At 68.6% G+C, this 17851-nt stretch carries 19 protein-coding genes; 7 read left to right on the top strand and 12 right to left on the bottom strand.

The genetic code is table 11. The features are described from left to right. Positions 1 to 32 precede the first annotated feature (32 nt). Positions 33 to 587, top strand: a complete 555-nt coding sequence (gene idi, locus ASE48_RS17445) for an isopentenyl-diphosphate Delta-isomerase (RefSeq protein WP_235571292.1) — start codon at positions 33 to 35, stop codon at positions 585 to 587. Here the strand turns inward: idi and ASE48_RS17440 are convergent. The 6 genes from ASE48_RS17440 to ASE48_RS17415 are packed head-to-tail and all read right to left on the bottom strand — an operon-like array spanning position 511 to position 7428. After that, positions 511 to 1581, bottom strand: a complete 1071-nt coding sequence (locus ASE48_RS17440) for a DUF5914 domain-containing protein (RefSeq protein WP_057168355.1) — start codon at positions 1579 to 1581, stop codon at positions 511 to 513. The two genes, idi and ASE48_RS17440, sit on opposite strands and share 77 nt — an antisense overlap. Continuing rightward, a complete protein-coding gene (locus ASE48_RS17435) occupies positions 1578 to 3113 on the bottom strand; it encodes an FAD-dependent oxidoreductase (protein WP_057168354.1) in 1536 nt (511 codons plus the stop codon). The genes ASE48_RS17440 and ASE48_RS17435 overlap by 4 nt, the downstream gene beginning before the upstream one ends. After that, positions 3110 to 3820: a class I SAM-dependent methyltransferase gene (locus tag ASE48_RS17430; RefSeq protein WP_057168353.1), complete on the bottom strand. Its 711-nt coding sequence runs from the start codon at positions 3818 to 3820 to the stop codon at positions 3110 to 3112. The genes ASE48_RS17435 and ASE48_RS17430 overlap by 4 nt, the downstream gene beginning before the upstream one ends. Further along, positions 3817 to 4788, bottom strand: a complete 972-nt coding sequence (locus tag ASE48_RS17425) for a phytoene/squalene synthase family protein (RefSeq protein ID WP_057168352.1) — start codon at positions 4786 to 4788, stop codon at positions 3817 to 3819. Before ASE48_RS17425 ends, ASE48_RS17430 begins: the two co-directional genes overlap by 4 nt. A gap of 13 nt (positions 4789 to 4801) precedes the next feature. Further along, a complete protein-coding gene (gene crtI / locus ASE48_RS17420) occupies positions 4802 to 6313 on the bottom strand; it encodes a phytoene desaturase family protein (protein ID WP_057168351.1) in 1512 nt (503 codons plus the stop codon). Further along, the gene (locus ASE48_RS17415; protein WP_057168350.1) at positions 6313 to 7428 is read right to left on the bottom strand and encodes a polyprenyl synthetase family protein; all 1116 of its coding nucleotides are present in this window, start codon (positions 7426 to 7428) and stop codon (positions 6313 to 6315) included. The genes crtI and ASE48_RS17415 overlap by 1 nt, the downstream gene beginning before the upstream one ends. Before the next feature lie 83 nt (positions 7429 to 7511). Here ASE48_RS17415 and ASE48_RS17410 point away from each other — a divergent pair, with 83 nt between their 5' ends. Both ASE48_RS17410 and ASE48_RS17405 read left to right on the top strand, forming a co-directional pair. After that, positions 7512 to 7859, top strand: coding sequence for a DUF4383 domain-containing protein (locus tag ASE48_RS17410; RefSeq protein WP_057168349.1), 348 nt, complete (start codon positions 7512 to 7514; stop codon positions 7857 to 7859). A 37-nt stretch (positions 7860 to 7896) separates the two neighbouring features. Further along, on the top strand, positions 7897 to 9174 hold the full coding sequence (locus ASE48_RS17405) for a glycosyltransferase (RefSeq protein WP_200962193.1): 1278 nt from the start codon (positions 7897 to 7899) through the stop codon (positions 9172 to 9174). Here the strand turns inward: ASE48_RS17405 and ASE48_RS17400 are convergent. Further along, positions 9155 to 9616 (bottom strand): nitroreductase/quinone reductase family protein, encoded by a 462-nt coding sequence (locus ASE48_RS17400; protein WP_057168605.1) that lies wholly within the window; start codon positions 9614 to 9616, stop codon positions 9155 to 9157. The genes ASE48_RS17405 and ASE48_RS17400 overlap by 20 nt on opposite strands. Positions 9617 to 9668: 52 nt before the next feature. On the opposite strand from ASE48_RS17400, the gene ASE48_RS17395 reads away from it, so the two are divergent. After that, complete coding sequence (locus ASE48_RS17395; RefSeq protein WP_057168348.1) at positions 9669 to 10061, top strand: DUF5709 domain-containing protein; 393 nt, start codon at positions 9669 to 9671, stop codon at positions 10059 to 10061. Here the strand turns inward: ASE48_RS17395 and ASE48_RS17390 are convergent. After that, a complete protein-coding gene (locus tag ASE48_RS17390; protein WP_057168347.1) occupies positions 10048 to 11274 on the bottom strand; it encodes an MFS transporter in 1227 nt (408 codons plus the stop codon). The two genes, ASE48_RS17395 and ASE48_RS17390, sit on opposite strands and share 14 nt — an antisense overlap. Positions 11275 to 11373: 99 nt before the next feature. Between ASE48_RS17390 and ASE48_RS17385 the strand changes: the two genes are divergently transcribed. After that, positions 11374 to 12510 carry an ROK family transcriptional regulator gene (locus ASE48_RS17385; protein WP_057168346.1) on the top strand — a complete coding sequence of 379 codons (1137 nt, stop codon included), beginning with the start codon at positions 11374 to 11376 and terminating at the stop codon, positions 12508 to 12510. Here the strand turns inward: ASE48_RS17385 and ASE48_RS17380 are convergent. The 3 genes from ASE48_RS17380 to ASE48_RS17370 are packed head-to-tail and all read right to left on the bottom strand — an operon-like array spanning position 12474 to position 15010. Further along, positions 12474 to 12860, bottom strand: coding sequence for a nuclear transport factor 2 family protein (locus ASE48_RS17380; RefSeq protein WP_057168345.1), 387 nt, complete (start codon positions 12858 to 12860; stop codon positions 12474 to 12476). The two genes, ASE48_RS17385 and ASE48_RS17380, sit on opposite strands and share 37 nt — an antisense overlap. Positions 12861 to 12884: 24 nt before the next feature. Further along, entirely contained in the window at positions 12885 to 13766 is an 882-nt protein-coding gene (locus ASE48_RS17375) for an LLM class flavin-dependent oxidoreductase (RefSeq protein WP_057168344.1), read from the bottom strand. 50 nt (positions 13767 to 13816) lie between these two features. Continuing rightward, positions 13817 to 15010 (bottom strand): diiron oxygenase, encoded by a 1194-nt coding sequence (locus ASE48_RS17370; protein WP_057168343.1) that lies wholly within the window; start codon positions 15008 to 15010, stop codon positions 13817 to 13819. Positions 15011 to 15124: 114 nt separating this feature from the next. Between ASE48_RS17370 and cobF the strand changes: the two genes are divergently transcribed. Both cobF and ASE48_RS17360 read left to right on the top strand, forming a co-directional pair. Then, positions 15125 to 15874, top strand: coding sequence for a precorrin-6A synthase (deacetylating) (cobF, locus tag ASE48_RS17365; RefSeq protein ID WP_057168342.1), 750 nt, complete (start codon positions 15125 to 15127; stop codon positions 15872 to 15874). 4 nt (positions 15875 to 15878) lie between these two features. Then, the gene (locus ASE48_RS17360) at positions 15879 to 16274 is read left to right on the top strand and encodes a phage holin family protein (RefSeq protein WP_057168341.1); all 396 of its coding nucleotides are present in this window, start codon (positions 15879 to 15881) and stop codon (positions 16272 to 16274) included. 4 nt (positions 16275 to 16278) lie between these two features. On the opposite strand, the gene ASE48_RS17355 is transcribed toward ASE48_RS17360, so the two are convergent. Then, on the bottom strand, positions 16279 to 17844 hold the full coding sequence (locus ASE48_RS17355; protein WP_057168340.1) for an FUSC family protein: 1566 nt from the start codon (positions 17842 to 17844) through the stop codon (positions 16279 to 16281). Between the last annotated feature and the right edge of the window lie 7 nt (positions 17845 to 17851).

Here is a 17851-nt window from a genome sequence, read left to right as displayed (position 1 = left end):
CGGCTTCGGCGCCACCGGCTATCTCCATCCCTGTGAATGTCGCCCCGGAGGAGCAGGTCGTCCTGCTCGACGATGCAGGTAACGCCGTCGGGTGCACCCCGAAGTCCGCCGTGCACCACGCCGACACCCCGCTGCACCTGGGGTTCTCCTGCTACCTGTTCGACGAGACCGGCCGCGTCCTGCTCACCCGCCGCGCGCTCGGTAAACAGACCTGGCCCGGTGTGTGGACCAATTCGTTCTGCGGCCACCCGGCCCCCGGTGAGGCCATCGTGGACGCCGTGCACCGGCGCGGATACCAGGAACTCGGCGTGGCGATCCGCGATGTGCACTGCGTCCTACCGCAATTCCGCTACCGCGCCCGCGCGGCCGACGGCACCGTGGAGAACGAGATATGCCCCGTGTTCTGCGCGCTCATCGACGGCCAACTCGCCGCCGCACCTCATGAGGTGATGGACCTGGTGTGGGCCGACTGGAGCGAGGTGCGCTCCGCCGCCGCACTGCCCTGGGCGATCAGCCCCTGGGCGCAGGATCAGGTACCGCTGCTGGAGGCTGCGGATCTACCGGTATGGGCGCGTCGGGCGGCCTGAGCAACTCCGCGGTGCCATCGGCGTCCTGCCGGCTCACCTCCTGCAGGCGCTCCGCATACTCCATATCGTCACGCCACAGCCGATTCGCCGCCTGCCGCATGAACGGCACGATCACCGACTGCGCCCGCAACGCCCGCGCGAAACCGGGACGGTCGGAATGGGCGATGACCGCCTCGATCACCGTGCTGCGCGGTCGTCCGTCGGGCCCGGCACCATTTGGGGTGGCATGGGTTTCGACGACGCTACCGCTGCCCTCTCCATCGATGATGCGCATGGTCAGGGTGCGGGGCTCCGGGCTGGTGAACTCGGCGATCACCGGCACACCGAGCCGGCCGATCCGGAATGTGACCGCCACCAGGAACCGGTCCTCCTCCTCGGGGAGGTCAGGATCTTCGGCCGGTGCGCTCAACACCTCCAACCGCGCGAACGAGTACGGATGAAACCAGGCGCCGTGCCACGGATCCATCCGGTTGGCGATGATGTCGGCCGGTTCGCACGCACCGGACAGGCTGGCGACCGCCGAGATACGCGGACCGTCGGGGCGCGCCGGCAGCACCGGCGCATCCGTGGGCTGCTCACCCCCGATGCGATCCAGCCGAACCCACACCAGCACACCGTCATCGAACACCGGCAGCACCGGCCAGTCGGGCCGGCCCCGACCGGTGAGCCTCAGCCCGTGCCACGGGCAGACCAGATGTCCGCGGTCGATCGGCGCGCCGCACAGGTCGGCACCCAGGTGCGGACAACGCGCCGGGCCGGCATGCAGTCCGCCCTCGTCATCACGCCAGCACACCACCTCGGCCCCGGCGACCGTCGCGCCGAACGGCTTCCCGGCGACATCGGTGCTGGCTCCCACCACGTACCAGTTCCCGCTGGGCCGGCGCTGGGACCGCTCCAGCGCGGCGGCGATCAGCGACGGCGCGGCCTGACCGAACGTCGGTCGCTGCCGGCTCCAATCGAGGCGTGGAAGCAGTTGAAAAGGCCAGGCTTTCATGTCCGCACCCGTCCCTCCACCCGGTCGGCAAGGCGGCGCAGCACAGCAGAGCGCCCGCGTACCGGCACCGTGTACACATCGTGGCCGCGCACGCCGAAGCGCTCCAGCAGGGTGTTCGCCGCGGCGAGACCCGTCGTCGCCGCGCGTTCCATCAGTGCGACCGGAAGATCGATCCTGATCCCGTCACCGGCCAGCACGAGCCCCTCCAGCGTCGTCGCCACCGTCGGACGGTTCGCGAAATCTCCCGGCCCCAGCCGCGGACAATCACTGCGGCACAACGTGCTCTCGTGCACCACGCCCGCAGCCGCGGTCTCTGGATACAACTCGTGCAACCGTGCATCGAGTTCCGCGCGCAGCGCAGGTGTGTCCTCGGTGACGGAGTACGCGTGCAGTTCCACGACGGAGCCGCCGGTGTGCTGCGCCCAGGACGTCGCTTCCTGTTCATAGCGGTTCAGCACGCTGATGTTGTCCAGTGGTGGCAGCCCACCGGTCCCCAGGAAGGCCGGTCGGTCATCGTTCACCGGACGGTCCAGCCAGAGCCGGCGCACGACGAACGGAGCCGCCGAACCGAGATCGCCGATCTGACCACGCCAGTCGCTGTCGCCCAGACCCGGTGAGCCGGCGACGAGGTGCTGCAGGGCCCGCACCTCGGTCGCCAGCACCACGCCGTCGGCGGTGAGGGTGGCGCCCGAAGCGTCGGTGACCGCGAATGACCCGTCGCCGGTCGCCGTCACGCTGCGGACCGCGGTGCCCAGCTGGATGTGGGCGTCGTGGCTACGCAGGTACCGCGCCAACGGCTGCCACAGTGCGACATCGAAATTCTCTGCGGCGACATCGAAAACGAGTCCTTCGCTGGAACCGAGGAAGTAGATGTGGAACATCGTCGCCAACTCGGCGGCCGACAGGGCCTCGGGCCGGGTGAAGAAGCTGCGGGAGAAGACCTCGAAAGCCAGATGCCGGGCCGCCACGGGAAAGTTGATGTCGCGCAGGAAGGACTCGGCGTCGGTGTCATCGAGTTGCCAATAGGTTTCGGGCACCGACACTGCGGCCAGCGGAGCCGCCGCCTTGGCGTCGATGCGCACCAGATCGCGCAGCCGGAACGTCGGGCTGCGCAGCGCGAAGGCCATGGCGTTGAACGGCGGAGTCCGGGGAAGCCCCCGGAAGGTGTCGCGTCGCCCGTCGGCGTCGACCAACGGGTAGTCGTCCAGCGGGCTGAACATGGACAGGTCGGCGTCGATGCGCCGCAAGAGGTTACGCAGGTTGTAGTACTGGCGGAAGAAGGCGTGGAAGCCACGGTTCATCGACACCGCCGAGCCGTCCGGCAGGCTCTCGCTCCAGCCGCCCACCCGTCCGCCGAGATAGGACTCGCGCTCGAAAAGGTGCACCGCGACACCACGTTCGGCCAGCGCCGTCGCAGCACTGAGGCCGGCGATGCCACCGCCCACCACGGCCACGGTGGGCCGGTCGGGTAGATATGCGGCGTGCGGCAGGCCCGTCGCCGCGGGGTGCAGGACCCGGCGGTTGTCGGTCATGACGGCGCCCTGCCGAGGAAGGTGTGCACGATACCGTTCTGCCATCCGGGCACGGTCTCACTGCGTACATCGACGAAACCGTTGTCTTGCAGCCGCTTCCGGAACTGTGCCGCGCCGTCGAACTGGTTGACACTGCGGCGCAGGTACGTGTAGAGCTCCGCGTCCCCGGTACGGATCTTGCCGGCCGGGATGATGACCGCGCAGGACACCAGATTCCACATCGCGGTGGCGCGGCGGGAGTCCCGTACCGAGTATTCGTGCGCGGCGAACACGCCTCCGGGCTTCAGCAGGGCCAGCAGTGAGCGGAGCACCGGGTCGGGGTCGGGCAGGTTGCGGACGAGGTACGCCGACAGGATGCCGTCGAACGGCCCGCTCACCCCGGCTTGCGCCAGGTCTTCGGCCCGGCTCTGCACGAAGGACACCGTGGCGGGCCAGGTCTTGGTGCGGGCGCGGGCGAGCATCCCGGCCGAACCGTCGACACCGACGATGGTGGCGTGCGGTGCCGCACGCAGCAGTGCCGCGGTGGAAGCTCCGGTGCCGCAACCGATATCGAGCAGCCGCAACCCCCGACCGCCGTCGGGCAGCTGCATGCGCTCGGCAGACAGCCGCAGGTGCTGGTGGTAGCCGGGGTTGGCGCCGACCAGCGCGTCATAGGCGCCGGCGCCGGCGTCGAAGGCCTCGGGAACGTTGTAGGACGCGGTGCTCATGCGGCTTCGGCCGTCCCTTCCGAGCCCACCCCCCGGTGGCGTGCGCGGGCGCGCCACGCGTCGAACAGTCCGCGACCCGCCACCTGCAGGCGGCGGCCGTTCGACACCGTCGCGCGCCGGCTGAACACCTCGAAGTTCATCTCCTCGATGCAGTCCAGGATCTCCGAGTACAGCGTCAGCGCAGCTCGGATACACGGCCGGGATTGCGGAGCCAGCAACGCGATCCCACGTTCGGCGTGATCGTAGATGCCCCGGGTCAGCGCGTGCTGCTCGATCAGCGCGGCCCGCAGTCGCGGATCGGTGCGGCGGTTCTGCTGGCACCAGGTCAGCACCTCGCGGTCCACACCGTGGTGGGCGAGCTCATCGGCGGGCAGGTACACCCGTCCGCGAGTCAGATCCTCGTCGATGTCGCGCAGGAAGTTGGTGAGCTGGAATGCCTTTCCCAGTGCCGCCGCGTGCGGGGCCGCCTCTTCACGGGGGACCACGGTGCCCAGCACGGGCAGCAATTGCAACCCGATGACTTCGGCGGACCCGTACATGTACCTGTCCAGCGCGGCCCGGTCGGGATAGTCGGTGACCGTGAGATCCATCCGCATGGAGGCCAGGAAGTCGTCGAACAGCTGCCACTCCAGACCGTAGTTGCGTGCGGTGTCGACCACCGCGTCCAGCACGGGATCGTCGCCCTCCACCCGGTTGAGCACCAACCGGCTGTGCAGCGCGTCGGCCAGCCCCTGCAGCTCGTCGGCGCGCTCGGTGGTCGATCGGTTGTCGAACCCGTCCAGGACATCGTCGGCCCGCCGGGCGAAACCGTACAGTGCGTGCACCGCCGGGCGTTGCCGCGGCGACAGCAGCCGGGTCGCCAGGAAGAAGGTCTTGCCGTGCGCCGCGTTCAGCGCCCGGCAGCGTTGGTAGGCGGCCCGCAGCTGCGCGCCCTGCACACCTGCCGCGTCCAGTTCGGAGTGGATCATGTGACGGCCCCCATCATCGAGTCACGGTCTGAACACGGGTCGGTGATACGACTCCGGTGATTCTGTCGGCGGCCAGGCGGCCGGACACGATGGCGGTCGGGATGCCGACGCCGGGCACGGTGGATGAGCCCGCCAGCACCGCGTTGTCGATACCGCGCACGGTGTTGCCCGGCCGGAACGGTCCGGTCTGGCCGAAGGTGTGCGACAACGAGAACGGAGTGCCCGCGATCATTCCCTGCCGCGCCCAGTCCTGCGGGGTGACGACGTGCAGAATCTCGGCGTCCTCGCCGAGCTGAGGTAACCGCGAGGTGACCGTGTCGAGCATCTGCGCGGTGTAGTCGTTGCGGTCGCTGTCCCAATCCTTGCCGCCCACATCGATATTGGGGGCCGGGGCGAGGACATAGAGCAGATCCCGGCCATCCGGGGCCAGGCTCGGGTCACCGGCTGTCGGGCGCGTGACGAGCAGCGACGGGTCCACCATCGGGCGGCCCTGATCGATGATCTCGTCGAACGTCCGGTCCCATTCGTTGCCGAACAGGATGGTGTGATGCGACGCGGCATCCGCGGCAGACGCAGCGCGGCAACCGATATGGGCCACCACCGCGGACGGCGCCGGGCGCAGCCGGGCCGGCCTGCGCGGGGTACGCCCGAGCAGCCGGTAGGTGTCGGGCAGTTCGGTGGTCAGGATGACCGCATCGGCGGGGAAGCGCTCGCCGGTGTCGGTGCGCACCGCGGTCACCCGCGATCCGGACCGCTCCAGCTCGGAAACCTTGGCATCGTAACGGAACTCGACGCCGGCGTCGCTTGCGGCGGCAGCCAGCGCGTCGGGCAGGGCCCGCATGCCGCCCCGCGGGAAGTACACCCCCGAGACGGTGTCCATGTAGGCGATGACGGCGTAGGCGGCCAGCGCACGCTTGGGCGGCACACCGACGTAGAGGGCCTGGAAGGTGAACACCCGCAGCAGTCGTTCGTCGGTGATGAAGCGGCGCACCATCGGCTCCCAGCGCCGGAACCCGCCGATGGCCGCCAGCTTCGCCAACTGCGGGGTCAGCAGGGACAGCGGCGAATCGAAGTTCGAACCGATGAACCCGTCGAACTCGAGCTGATAGAGCCGGGTCAGCCATTCCCGCAACCGCAGGTAGCCCTCGGCCTCGGCGCGACCGGCGAACCGCTCGATCTCGGCGGCCATCGCGGTGGCATCGCTGTGCACGTCCAGATGGCTGCCGTCGGCGAAGGACGCGCGGTAGGCGGGATCGACGGTCAGCAGCTCGAGCCGGTCAGCGGTGGATTCCCCCACAGCGGCGAAGGTTTCGTCGATGATGTCGGGCATCGTCAGGACGGTCGGCCCGGTGTCGATGCGGTAGCCGGACACGTCGGCGCGCCCGACCCGCCCACCGGGGTGGGATCCGCGCTCGACGACGGTGACCCGTCGTCCCCGCCCGGCCAGATGCAGGGCAGCCGACAAGCCGGACAGACCGGCACCGACCACGACCACATTCTCGGTGCGCCCGGGAACGGTACGCATCAGGCGGCCCGCTCGGTGCAGGCCGAGGCCATGGCGATGAGAGCCGACCGCGCGTCCGCATCGAGTTGAGTCGTGCCGAGGCTGCTCAACGCCTCGACCGCCGTGGTGAACCTCTTACTGATCATGTCCTCTATCCACTCCACGGTTCCCACTTCTGAGATCAGGGCCTGCCAACGGGTCACGTCCACGGAGCCGAGTTGGTCCGCCGTCATGAATTCCTTGAACTGACGCTGCTGGGCGCCAGAGGCCAGTTCGTACCCGGCGACCACCACGGTGGTGGCCTTCCGCGCGATGAGGTCGGTGCCCGTCGGCTTACCGGTCGTCGCCGGGGCGCCGAAGACACCCAGCAGGTCGTCGCGGAGCTGGAAGGCCTCGCCGATCGCCTCGCCGTAGCGGCCGAGCACGCCGAGCACCGTGTCATCGCAGCCGGCGAGAGCCGCGCCGATCTCCAGCGGGCGGCGCACCGTGTAGTTGCCGGACTTCCGGCGCGCGACGTCGAGCACATCATGCAGGCTGGGGAATCCGGCGCTGTCGTTGACCAGGTCGGCGAACTGCCCGACGGCGAGCTCGGTGCGCATCGCGTCGTAGCGCGGCCAGGCGCGCGACAGCGCGGTCGCACCCGCGCCGCTCTCGCGCAGCATCTGCTCGGCCCACACCAGGCACAGATCGCCGAGCAGGACGGCGGCGGACTCGCCGAATCTGGTCGACGATCCGGGCAGGCCACGCTCGCGGTGCCAGCGTTCGAATGCGCGGTGGGCACTCGGGCGGCCGCGCCGCATATCGGACTCGTCCATCACATCGTCCTGGACGAGCGCAAAGGCGTGCAGCAGTTCCAGGCTGGCGGCGGCCCGGACGGTCGCCTCCGAAGGCTGCGCGCCGCACTGCCAGCCGAGGTAGAGATAGCTGGAGCGCACGCACTTGCCCTCGGCGAGCATCCCGCGCAGCACGTCCTCGGCGATGTCGACGTGGGCACCGTGCAGCGACTCGCTGCAGCAGGTGTCCAGAAACCCGGTGACGGCGGCGAGCACGCGTTCGCGCAACGGAGTGAGCCACGGAGAGTCCGTCGAGCCGGCGACGATGGGTGGCTGGGTCGCGGCCTCGGTGCGTGCTGCCATCGAGGCAGTAGGTACCCGCTTTTTGCGTTTCTAAGCACGCGGGAGGGCGTTTGTTGGGACAGTGGCCGGGTAGTCGGCTGCGCATGCCCACCCACCATCCGCACAACGCGCCATGGCCGGACGGTGAGGGGCGTGCAGTGGGACTCCGGGACAACGCTATTCAGTGGGTGGTCGTCGCCCTGAGCGTGGTGTTCGCGGTGGTCGGGATCGCGTCGGCGGTGGCGGCGCTGTGGCTGGGTGGCGCGGTGCATGTGCTGCTCGGTGCCGCCGGCTGGTGGATGTCGCGCAGCGTCGGCGGGGCCCGCGGTTATCTGGTGTGGGGTGGGCTGCTGTACCTGGTGCTGACTCTGACCGGTGTGCTGGCGGTGCATGCCGCGGTTCAGGCGGCGGTGGCGGTCGCCATGGTCATCGGCGGTTTGAGCGAGGGTTAACCCGGGCACAGGGGGTACACCGAGCGAAGGAAGAGGATTGGCCCGATACCTGCTTGCCGTCAGCCCGATTCGGGGTCATGTGTTGCCGATGATCGAGATCGGGGTGGGGCTGGGAGAGCTCGGGCACGATGTCACCCTGCTGACCGGCTCGGGTTTCGCCGACCTGGCGCGCAAAGCCGGGCTCCCGGTCATCGTCCTGCCCGAGGACGTCCAGATCGATCCGCCGTCGAAGGCGCCCGCCGTGCTGCGCCGACTTCCGGTTCAACTGCGGCGGTTCTGGCTGGGCCGCGCCGAACTGGACACCGTGTTCGCCAGACCGCTTGTCGCCGAGGATCGTTCCCTGCGTGCCGCGTTGCAGGGCACCCCGTTCGATGCCGTCCTGGTCGACGTCACCTTCACCGGAGCGGCGCCGCTGCTACTGCAGGACGGCCCGCGACCTCCGGTGGTGGTGTGCAATGTGGGACCGCTGACGCTGTCCAGCGCCGATATCCCGCCCTTCGGCATGGCGTGGCAACCCGAGGACGGAGTCGATTACCGGCCGATGACCGCCGTCGCGCATCGCGTCATCATGCGTGGTAGTCAGCGCCGGTTCGACCGCGCTCTGCGCGCAGCCGGTTCCCGTCGGTCCCCGGTGTTCATCAGCGACTGGCCGCGTCTGGCCGACGCGGTGGTGCAGTTGTCGGTCGAGGAGTTCGAGTACCGGCGCTCAGATCTGCCACCGACGGTGGAGTTCGTCGGCCCGGTGCTGGCGTCGAAGGACAAGGGAGACAGGGGATTGCCGGGCTGGTGGCCGGATGTGCAGCAGGCCCCCGCGGTCGTGCACGTCACTCAGGGCACCTTCGACAACACCGACCTGGACCAGCTGATCTCACCTACCCTGGCGGCACTGGGCGACCGGGACGATCTGCTGGTGGTGGTCACCACCGCGCGCGCCGACGCACCCCTGGCCGGCCCGATACCGGCGAACACGCGGGTGACGGACTGGTTACCCTACTCGGCACTCATGCCCCACGTCGACGTGATGGTCACCAACGGCGGTTACGGCGGTGTGCACTACGCACTGAGTCACGGTGTGCCGTTGGTGGTCGCCGGGGAGACGTCCGACAAGGCGGAAGTGGCCGCCCGCGTCGACCACACCGGCGTCGGTGTGGATCTGGGCACCTCAACGCCGACGGCCGCCGCGATCGGCGAGGCCGTGGACCGCGTGCTGCGCGATGACCGGTACCGGGCGGCGGGACTGCGGATCCAGCGGGCGATCGAGGCGACGACCCCTGTCGATGCCATCGCCAACGCGCTCAAGCGCTGTGCTGCGTGAAGACCTCGATCGGGCGGCCGACGGCCAGCGCCAGTAGGGGGATTCGGCGGCTCGTCGACTGCTGGTAGGTGATGTACGGCGGGTACAGATGGGTCATGTACGCCCAGGCTTCGTGGCGTTCCTCGTCTTCGAGCTCCCGCCAGCTCGCTTCGAAAGCCTGGGTGCCGACCTGCACGTCCAGCGTCGAACTCGCGCGAATGTTGTTGTACCACTGTGGATGAACATCGGCGCCACCCTTGGAGGCCACCACGACGAGTTCACCGCCGAAGTTCCCATAGATGAGTGGTTTCACGTAGGTCTTGCCCGAGGTGCGGCCCCGGTACCGGATCAGGCAGTTGGTGGTGAAGGCGCGCCCGCCCCCTTCGCTCAGGTCCAGGATGTGGCCCTTGGCCCCACCGGATTCGAGGTACATCGCCAGATGTTCGTCGGCCCAGTCGCTCATCTGCTCACCGTAACGGGTGGCCGTCAGCGCGATGCAGTGACATCGTGGTGGCATGAGTGCAGAGACGCCGGAAGAGTCCGAGGGCTACAGCAATGACGACGAGGACCAGCTGACCCAGGAAGACACGCTCGTCGACCGCGGTGTCGACGATCTGCTGGACGAGGGCTACTCACCGCCCGACCGCTGGCAGGAGCCGCGCGAGCACGAATCGCTCGACGAGCGTCTGGCAGACGAGCAACCGGACCCGGCGCTGCTGGACAGTGACGACAATCCCGACGAGCAGTCCGGCGATGACGAGGTCGGCGCTCGCCGTTCGGGCCGGCTGGTCGCGCCGGACGCCGGTTTCGGCGAGGACCGCGAGTCCGAGCTGTTGGGCAGCGAGGTCGGTATCGATGGTGGCGCGGCCTCGGCAGAGGAGGCCGCCGTCCACGTCATCGAGGAGTAGCGGCTCCCCGCTTGCCCAGCAGCACCGAGACGGTGAGCACCAGCAGGCCCGCCACGGCCAGCACGGCGCCGGCAGCGGCCGGGGCGGTGTAGCCGAATCCGGCGGCGATCACCAGACCGCCGACCCACGCACCGGTCGCGTTGCCGATGTTGAGCGCGGAATGATTCAGTGCGGCGGCCAGCGTCTGCGCGTCCTGGGCGACATCCATCAGCCGGGTCTGCAGGGCAGGGCCGACGGCCGAACCGGCGGCGCCGATGCCGAACAGCACCAGCAGTGCGGTCCACGGGTTGTGCGCCGCGGCCACGAAGACCGCGAGCAGCACGCCGAGCAGGCCCAGCGACAGGTAGAGGGCGCGGATCACCGAGACGTCCGCCAGCCGTCCGCCGACCAGGTTGCCGACGACCATGCCGAGGCCGAAGACCATGAGCGCCACCGGAACCAGTGTCCGGGACAGCCCGGACACATCGGTCATGGTGGTGCTGATGTAGGTGTACACCGCGAACATGCCGCCGAAGCCGATCATGCCGACCAGCACGGCCAGCAGCACCTGCGGCCGGCGTAGCGCACCGAGTTCGGTCAGCGGGCTGGTGACGTGCATGGTGCGCAGCTGCTCGGGCAGCCAGAACCAGAGGGCAACGATGGTGAGCACGCCGATGAGCACGACGAGCCCGAAGGCGCTGCGCCAGCCGAGGGCCTGGCCCAGCCAGGAGGCGATCGGCACCCCGAGCACGGTGGCGATCGTCAGACCGGACAGCACGTGCGCGACGGCCTTGGCCCGGTTCTGCGGCCCCATCAGATGCGCCGCCGCCAGTGCGGCGATCCCGAAGAACGCGCCGTGCGGCAGGCCGGCGACGAACCGCGCGATCACCAGCGTGGCGTAGGTCGGGGCGACCATGCTGGCCAGGTTGCCGAGGGTGAACACCACCATCAGTCCGAGCAGCAGGGCGCGGCGCGGGACCCGGGCCGTCAGCGCGGCGATCGTCGGTGCACCCACCACCACGCCCAGCGCGTAGGCGGAGATGACGTGGCCCGCGGTCGGTTCGGTGATGCCGAAACCGGCCGCGATGTCGGGCAACAGGCCCATCGCGACGAACTCGGTGGTGCCGATACCGAAACCGCCCAACGCCAGCGCGAACACGGCCAGCCATCGGACCGTGGGATCGGTGGCGATGACGGACTGCGGGCGGGTGGGACGTTCGAGGCTGGGTGTCACGGGTCAAGACTAAGGCGACTTACGTCGTGACATCAACTTAGTTTTGTTTTTTTCAGGCGAAAGTGGCGAAACTTACGTCTTCATGGTGAAATCGAAGGCATGGCCAGCGTCGGTGAGACATTTGCCCTGATCAGGGGGCAGGGGGAGATCACCCGCGCGGAAATCGCCGCCCGCACCGGACTGTCCCGCACCGCCGTCGGCGCCCGGTTGGCGGTGCTGCTCGACACCGGGCTGGTGGTCGAATGCCAACCGGCGGCCTCGACCGGCGGCCGCCCGGCGACCCAACTGAGTTTCAACGCCGACGCCGGTGTGGTGCTGTCGGTGGCGGTCGGCATCAGCCGCACCCGGCTCGCGGTGTGCAACCTCGCCGGCACCGTGCTGGCGCTGGCCGATATCGACCAGGAGGTCGCGCTCGGCCCCGACGACCTGATGCCCGATGTGGTCAAGGGTCTCGACGTGCTGCTCGAACAGTTCCCGGGGGACCCGGTGTACGGGGTGGGCCTGAGCCTGCCCGGCACGGTGGACCCCGCGCGCGGCTGCAGCTGCGGATCGGCGATCCTGCGGGGCTGGGACGGCGTGGCACTGCGACCGTATTTCGAGGCGCTGCCCTCATTGGTGGGCGTCCCGGTGGTTCTCGACAACGATGCCAACGCCATCGCGCTCGCCGAACGCGGCGATGAGGACGATGTGCTGGTGCTCAAGGCCTCCAGCGGTATGGGCGCGGGCATCATCGCCGGCGGCGTGCTGCTGCGTGGCGCCAGTCAGGCCGCCGGTGAGTTCGGACATAACAAAATACCTGCCGCACAGGATGTTCCGTGTCGCTGCGGGGACACCGGCTGTCTGGAGGCGATCGCCGGCGGCTGGGCCATCGTGCGCGCACTGCAGCAGCAGGGGCGCCCGGTGCGGCATCTGCGCGACGTCGCCGAGCTCGCCAACGACGGTGACCCGGAGGCCCGCCGGATGGTCCGCGACAGCGGCCGCTACGTGGGGGAGGGCATCGCCCCAGCGGTGAACCTGCTCAATCCGGCGCTGATCGTGGTGGCCGGCGATATGGCCGGCGTGCACGAGATCTTCGTCGCCGGACTACGGGAGACGTTGTACGGCAACGCGACTGCGCAGGCCACCGGGGCGCTGCGGGTGCGTCCGGCGACCCACGGTGACCGGTCGGCCACCGTCGGCACCGCCAGGATGGTGCTCGATCAGGTGCTCAGCGTGGCCGCCATCGACGTCTGTTGATAGAGCGCGAGCCGCCAACTGTCACCGGTGCGGTGATACACGCTCGACATGGCGCCCCGGAACGCGGGTTCCGTGCCGTCGCGGTACCCGGTGCCGGTGTAGACCAGCGCCGCGTTGTCCTCGTCTATCCGGATGCACCGGACGTCGCTGATCTCGTAGGTGCGCCACGGCGGTGATTCGGACAGCGCGTTCACCACGGTCTGGCGGTCCATCACCATGCCGTTGGCCAGCACCATGACCGCCTCCGCGAGCATGGTTGCGCCGTAGAACTCCGATCCGGTGGAGTCGCACAGGGAGTCCCAGCCCGCGCGTTCCAGTTCCAGCAGGGTGTCGACCACATTGTCCATCATGGGTACCGGGTACCCACACATGAGCTAACCGTTCGTTTTGGCGATCACGTTCTCCGCGAACCACTCCAGGTTGCGGATCTTGTCATCGAGCGGTTCGGTGTCCTGGCCCGTGATGTAGGGAATCCGGAAGCCGACGATGACATCGGTGACGCCCTTGTCCTCGAGACGCTTGACGCCGTCCAGGGTGAAACCGTCGATCGAGATGACGTGGATCTGGAATTCGTCGGCGAGGCCGATGCGCTCCTCTTCCTCCCGGTACTTCTTCAGCTTCGCGAGCAGCGGATCGAGCTCGGCGGGATCCCCGCCGCCGTGCATCCAGCCGTCGTTGCGGGCGGCACGCTTGAGCGCGGCGTCCGCGTGCCCACCGATCAGGATCGGGATGGGCTTGGTCGGCGCCGGGGTCATCTTGAAGGTCGGGAAGTCGTAGAACTCACCGTGGTACTCGAAGTAGTCACCGGAGGTGAGCCCGCGGATGACGTCGATGCATTCGTCCATCCGCTTGCCGCGCCGCGCGTACGGCACGCCCATGATCTCGTAGTCCTCCGGCCACGGGCTGGTGCCGACGCCGAGATTGAGGCGATTGTCGAACATCGCCGCCAGCGAACCGGCCTGCTTGGCGACCAGCGCGGGCGGCCGGATCGGCAGCTTCAGCACGAAGACGTTGAACTGCAACCTGGTCGTCACCGCGGACAGTGCCCCGATGAGCGCGAAGGTCTCGATGAACGACTTCCCGTCGAGGAACTCGCGGTTACCGTCCTCGGTGTAGGGATACGTCGAGTCCGAGACCTCGGGGTAGGCGACGCTGTCCGCGATGGTCATCCCGTGGTATCCGGCCTCGTCAGCGGCTTTCGCCAACGGGATGTAGTACTTGGGATCGGTCATGGCTTCCGCATAGGTGAACCGCATGACGCCGATACTAGAACACGTTCTAGTTATGCGGAACGGAATCGCCCGAGCTACCGGGGGAAGGGCGGGACGCCGACCCCGGCGATCGAGTAGCCGCCCTGCTGGCTGCGTTCGGTGAACCGGGCCGACGCGGACTGCTTGTCGATCGTGATCGACAGTGGATTGCGTGCGTCATCGGGCAGCGCCGCGAAAACCGTGCCCTGCCAGTGGTACTGACCGTCGATCGGATCCAGGTGCCCGGTCAGCCGGACCCGGGACACCCGGCCCTCGATGGTCGCGGGCCCGTCGTAGAGGTCTTCGTTGTCCTCGATCTCGGCGCGTCCCGCCGGCTGTACCGCGCCGCCGGGCAGGAAGCCGCTGCGTCGCCACATCCGCCGCGCGATCGGCCCCATCAGCCCCACCTCTTCCAGGAAGGAGGCCAGCGGGGCGAAGCCGGCGATCTGCACCTCGTGACGGTGCGGGGACCGGCGCGCCATCCGCCGCGCCACGCGGCCGTCCAGTCCGACCCGGTAGTACTGCACCTTGTTGGTGAACAGGAATCGGAAGAACGGACCGCCGAGCCCGTTGAGATTGCCGACCCACATCCGCTTGGCGCGCGACATCGTCGGCATCCGCTTGCGCAGGCCGTCGCGGGCGAACTGGATGTGCCGGGCCTCTTCGGTGACATGGATGCGCATCAGCCGCTGCACCACCGGCTGCAGTTCGTCATCGTCCATCATCTGGCGTTGCAGCGAGTCGAAGATCTCCTCGCCGATCAGCGCGGCCACCCACAGCACCGAGCCGCGGAACGCGAACGGCAGGGCGTTGATGGCGATGCGCTGGTAGAGCTTCGGGCGCACCGGATCGGCGCCGACCCTGGCGATGGCCTTCCCGAACATCACCATGTGCCGGGTCTCGTCGCCGAGTTCGGTGAGTTCGTAATGGGTGGTGGCCGCGGTCGGGTCCTGGTGCATCATCTTGCGCAGCAACGCCTGGTTCAGGATGTTCTCGAACCAGATACCGGCCGACAGGGTGTTCACCAGTTCCTGGCGGGACAGTTCGATCTGCTCGGCCCGGCTCATCGCCTCCCAGATGGGGGTGCCGTACAGCGACACCACCTTGGGCGGCAGGTAGAACTTGTCCGGGTCCAGCGGCGCGTCCCAGTCGATATCCACCACGGGTTCATAGGACTTGCGCACCGACCCCTTGAGCAGGCGCTCGGCGAATTCCGCGCGAGTGGTCTGTGCCTTCACCGAAGCTGTCATCGTCGACTCCCTCGAATGCTGCGTGAGCTTTGAAGCTACGTTCGTTACCAGCGGTAGTCAATACCCGCGGTACTGGGTAATCGATCGGGCTGGTGGCCCGGCTAGCCTTCGCGGGTGCGCACAATTCATGTCATCGGTATCGGCGCGGGCGATCCGGACTACGTGACGGCGCAGGCCATCTCGGCGCTCAACGACACGCAGGTCTTCTTCGCCATGGACAAGGGCGACGCCAAGGACGATCTGGTCGCGTTGCGGCGGCTCATCTGCGAGCGATTCATCACCGAACCCGGCTACCGGTTCGTCGCGCTGCCCGACCCCAAGCGAGCCCCGGCGACGGACGGGCCGGCCTATGAGCAGGCCGTCGCCGACTGGCATGCCGCGCGCGCCGAACTGTGGGCGCGGGCCATCGAGACCGAACTCGGGCCCGACGGGGTCGGGGCATTTCTGGCCTGGGGAGACCCGTCGCTGTACGACAGCACGCTGCGCATCCTGGACCGGGTCGCCGAACACGTGGAATTCGAGTTCGACGTGATCCCCGGGATCACCGCCATCCAGGCGCTCACCGCGCGGCATCGCATCCCGCTCAACGATATTGGCGAGGCCGTCCTCATCACCACCGGCCGCCGGCTGCGGGACGAGGGAGTCCGCGGGGCGGCCGTGGTGATGCTCGACGGTGAATGTTCGTTCCTGCGAACCCCGCCCGACACCCAGATCTGGTGGGGCGCCTACCTCGGCACGCCCGACGAGTTGCTCGTGCACGGCACCGTCGGGGAGGTGGGCGAACACATCGCCGAAATCCGCGCCGCGGCAAGGGAACGGCACGGCTGGATCATGGACATCTACCTGCTGCGCACGGCAGACTGAGGTCATGAATTTTCTGCTGCGCGCCGCACTGACCGGAGTCGCGTTGTGGGTGGTGACGCTCCTGGTGCCCGGCGTCAGCATCCTCGGCGGCGACTCCACCCTCGAGCGGGCGGGCATCATCTTCGTCGTCGCGGTGATCTTCGGACTCGTCAACGCGGTGATCAAGCCCATCGTGCAGTTCATTTCGATACCGCTCTACATTCTGACCCTCGGCCTGATCCACATCGTCATCAATGCGCTGATGCTCTGGATCACCTCGTGGATCACCGAACACACCACCCACTGGGGCTTGTTCATCGAGGACTTCTGGTGGACCGCGATCTGGGCCGCGATCGTGCTGTCCATCGTCAGCTGGTTGCTGTCGATTGTCACCGGTGACGCGAAAAGGGCTGTGCACTAAGGGTTCAGCGGTGCTCGAACTCCCAGCAGGCCGCGAGTGTCCGGTAGGCGAGTTGTTCGGTGGCCGCGATCGTCGGCCACAACCTCTCGGCCTCCGCGCGCTGCTCGGCCGAACCCCCGATCGCACCCTGGTAGACCTCGAGCAGGTTCATCGCGCTCAGCTGCAGATCGCGGCGCGCGGCACGGGCCGGCGCACTGGTCACCGCACCCGCGCGCAGATGCACGTCGGTGAGCGCGATCGCCGCGTCCGTCGCCCGGACCGCCGCGGTCAGCGGTGCCGGACCGTGCCGGTGTAGCGCCACCCGGTAGACCAAAAGCGCGACGAGGCAACCGATCACGGTGTCCAGGCCGCGGGTCAGCAGGAAATGCTGCAGATCGGGGACCGGACGCCCGCCGGCGGCGATGGTCAGTGCCAGTGGCGTGATGAAGATGACCGCGATCGTGTAGTTGCGCACCACGAACATCTCGATGACGAACTGCAGCGCGGCAATCACGCCGACCAGCCACCAGCCGTGTGGTTGCCAGGTGAGGATCGCCGCCGCCAGACCCAGCCCGATCAAGGTGCCGACCATGCGCTCGAAGCCACGCTGCACCGTCCGGGTCCAGTCGAAACCCTGGTAGAGCACCAGCACCGCGGCGGCCATCGCCCAGTAGGAATGATCGGCGACGAACGCCAGTGCGGCCAGTCCGGACAGTGCCACCGCGACACCCACCCGCACCGCCAGCCGCATCGAATCCGAACCCGGCGTCAGGGCCCGGCGCAGCAGGGCGGTGTTGCTCGGCCGGCCCAGCGGCAGCCGAACCCCCTGCGCCAACTCGGCGTGCCGGCCGGCATCGAGATCAGGAATCTCGCTGTCCGCGACCGCGGCGCCGAATACCCGGTGCAGGTGCAGGGTCTCCGCCCGCAACCGGTCCAGGGTGGCATCGGGCCGCAACCGGGCGGGCTGAAAGTTGACCAGCGTGTTCCACGCCTGGTGCAGGGCTCTGGCGGCCTGGTGGCGGTCGGTGTCGTCGTGGGATTCCAGGTAGCGACTGACCGCAGTGCGGGCGGCAGCGACGGCCCGGGTCTCCGGTCCGCGCGGCTCCCACAGCACCCCGACCATGTGCACCAACCAGGAGAACGCGCCACCGGCCAGCACCAGCAGACCGATATGCCACGGCGGCAGATGGGTGGCGACCGTCGCCGTCCCCGCCGCGCAGCCGAGCACGAACATGAACGCCCCGGGCGGGCCGATGGTGAGGGCGTGGCAGACCAGCACCGCCGCCATGGCGATGAAGGTGATGGTCAGCAGGCCCAGCCACGGAATCGCGGCCGCCCAATCGCCAAGGGCCACAGCCGCGCTGAAGGACAGCGCGATCCCCGCCAGATAGCCGGCCCGATTCCGGTACGGCCGGCCGCTGCCGTAGAGCGAGGTGAAACCGCCGATGATGGCGATCAGCCCGGCGGTGGTGTCCCCGAGCATCCAGCCCACCAGGACCGGCACCGCCATACAGAGCCCGGCCCGCAGCGCGAACTTCCACCGTCCCGGTGCGGGGTTGATCACCAGGAAGCGGCGGATCGCGGTGAACACACGGGAG

Origin of the sequence: Mycobacterium sp. Root265 (assembly GCF_001428895.1) — a bacterium.
Lineage (GTDB): Bacteria > Actinomycetota > Actinomycetes > Mycobacteriales > Mycobacteriaceae > Mycobacterium.
Note: the sequence above shows the minus strand (reverse complement) of the source record. Positions and strands in the feature narration are given on the sequence as shown.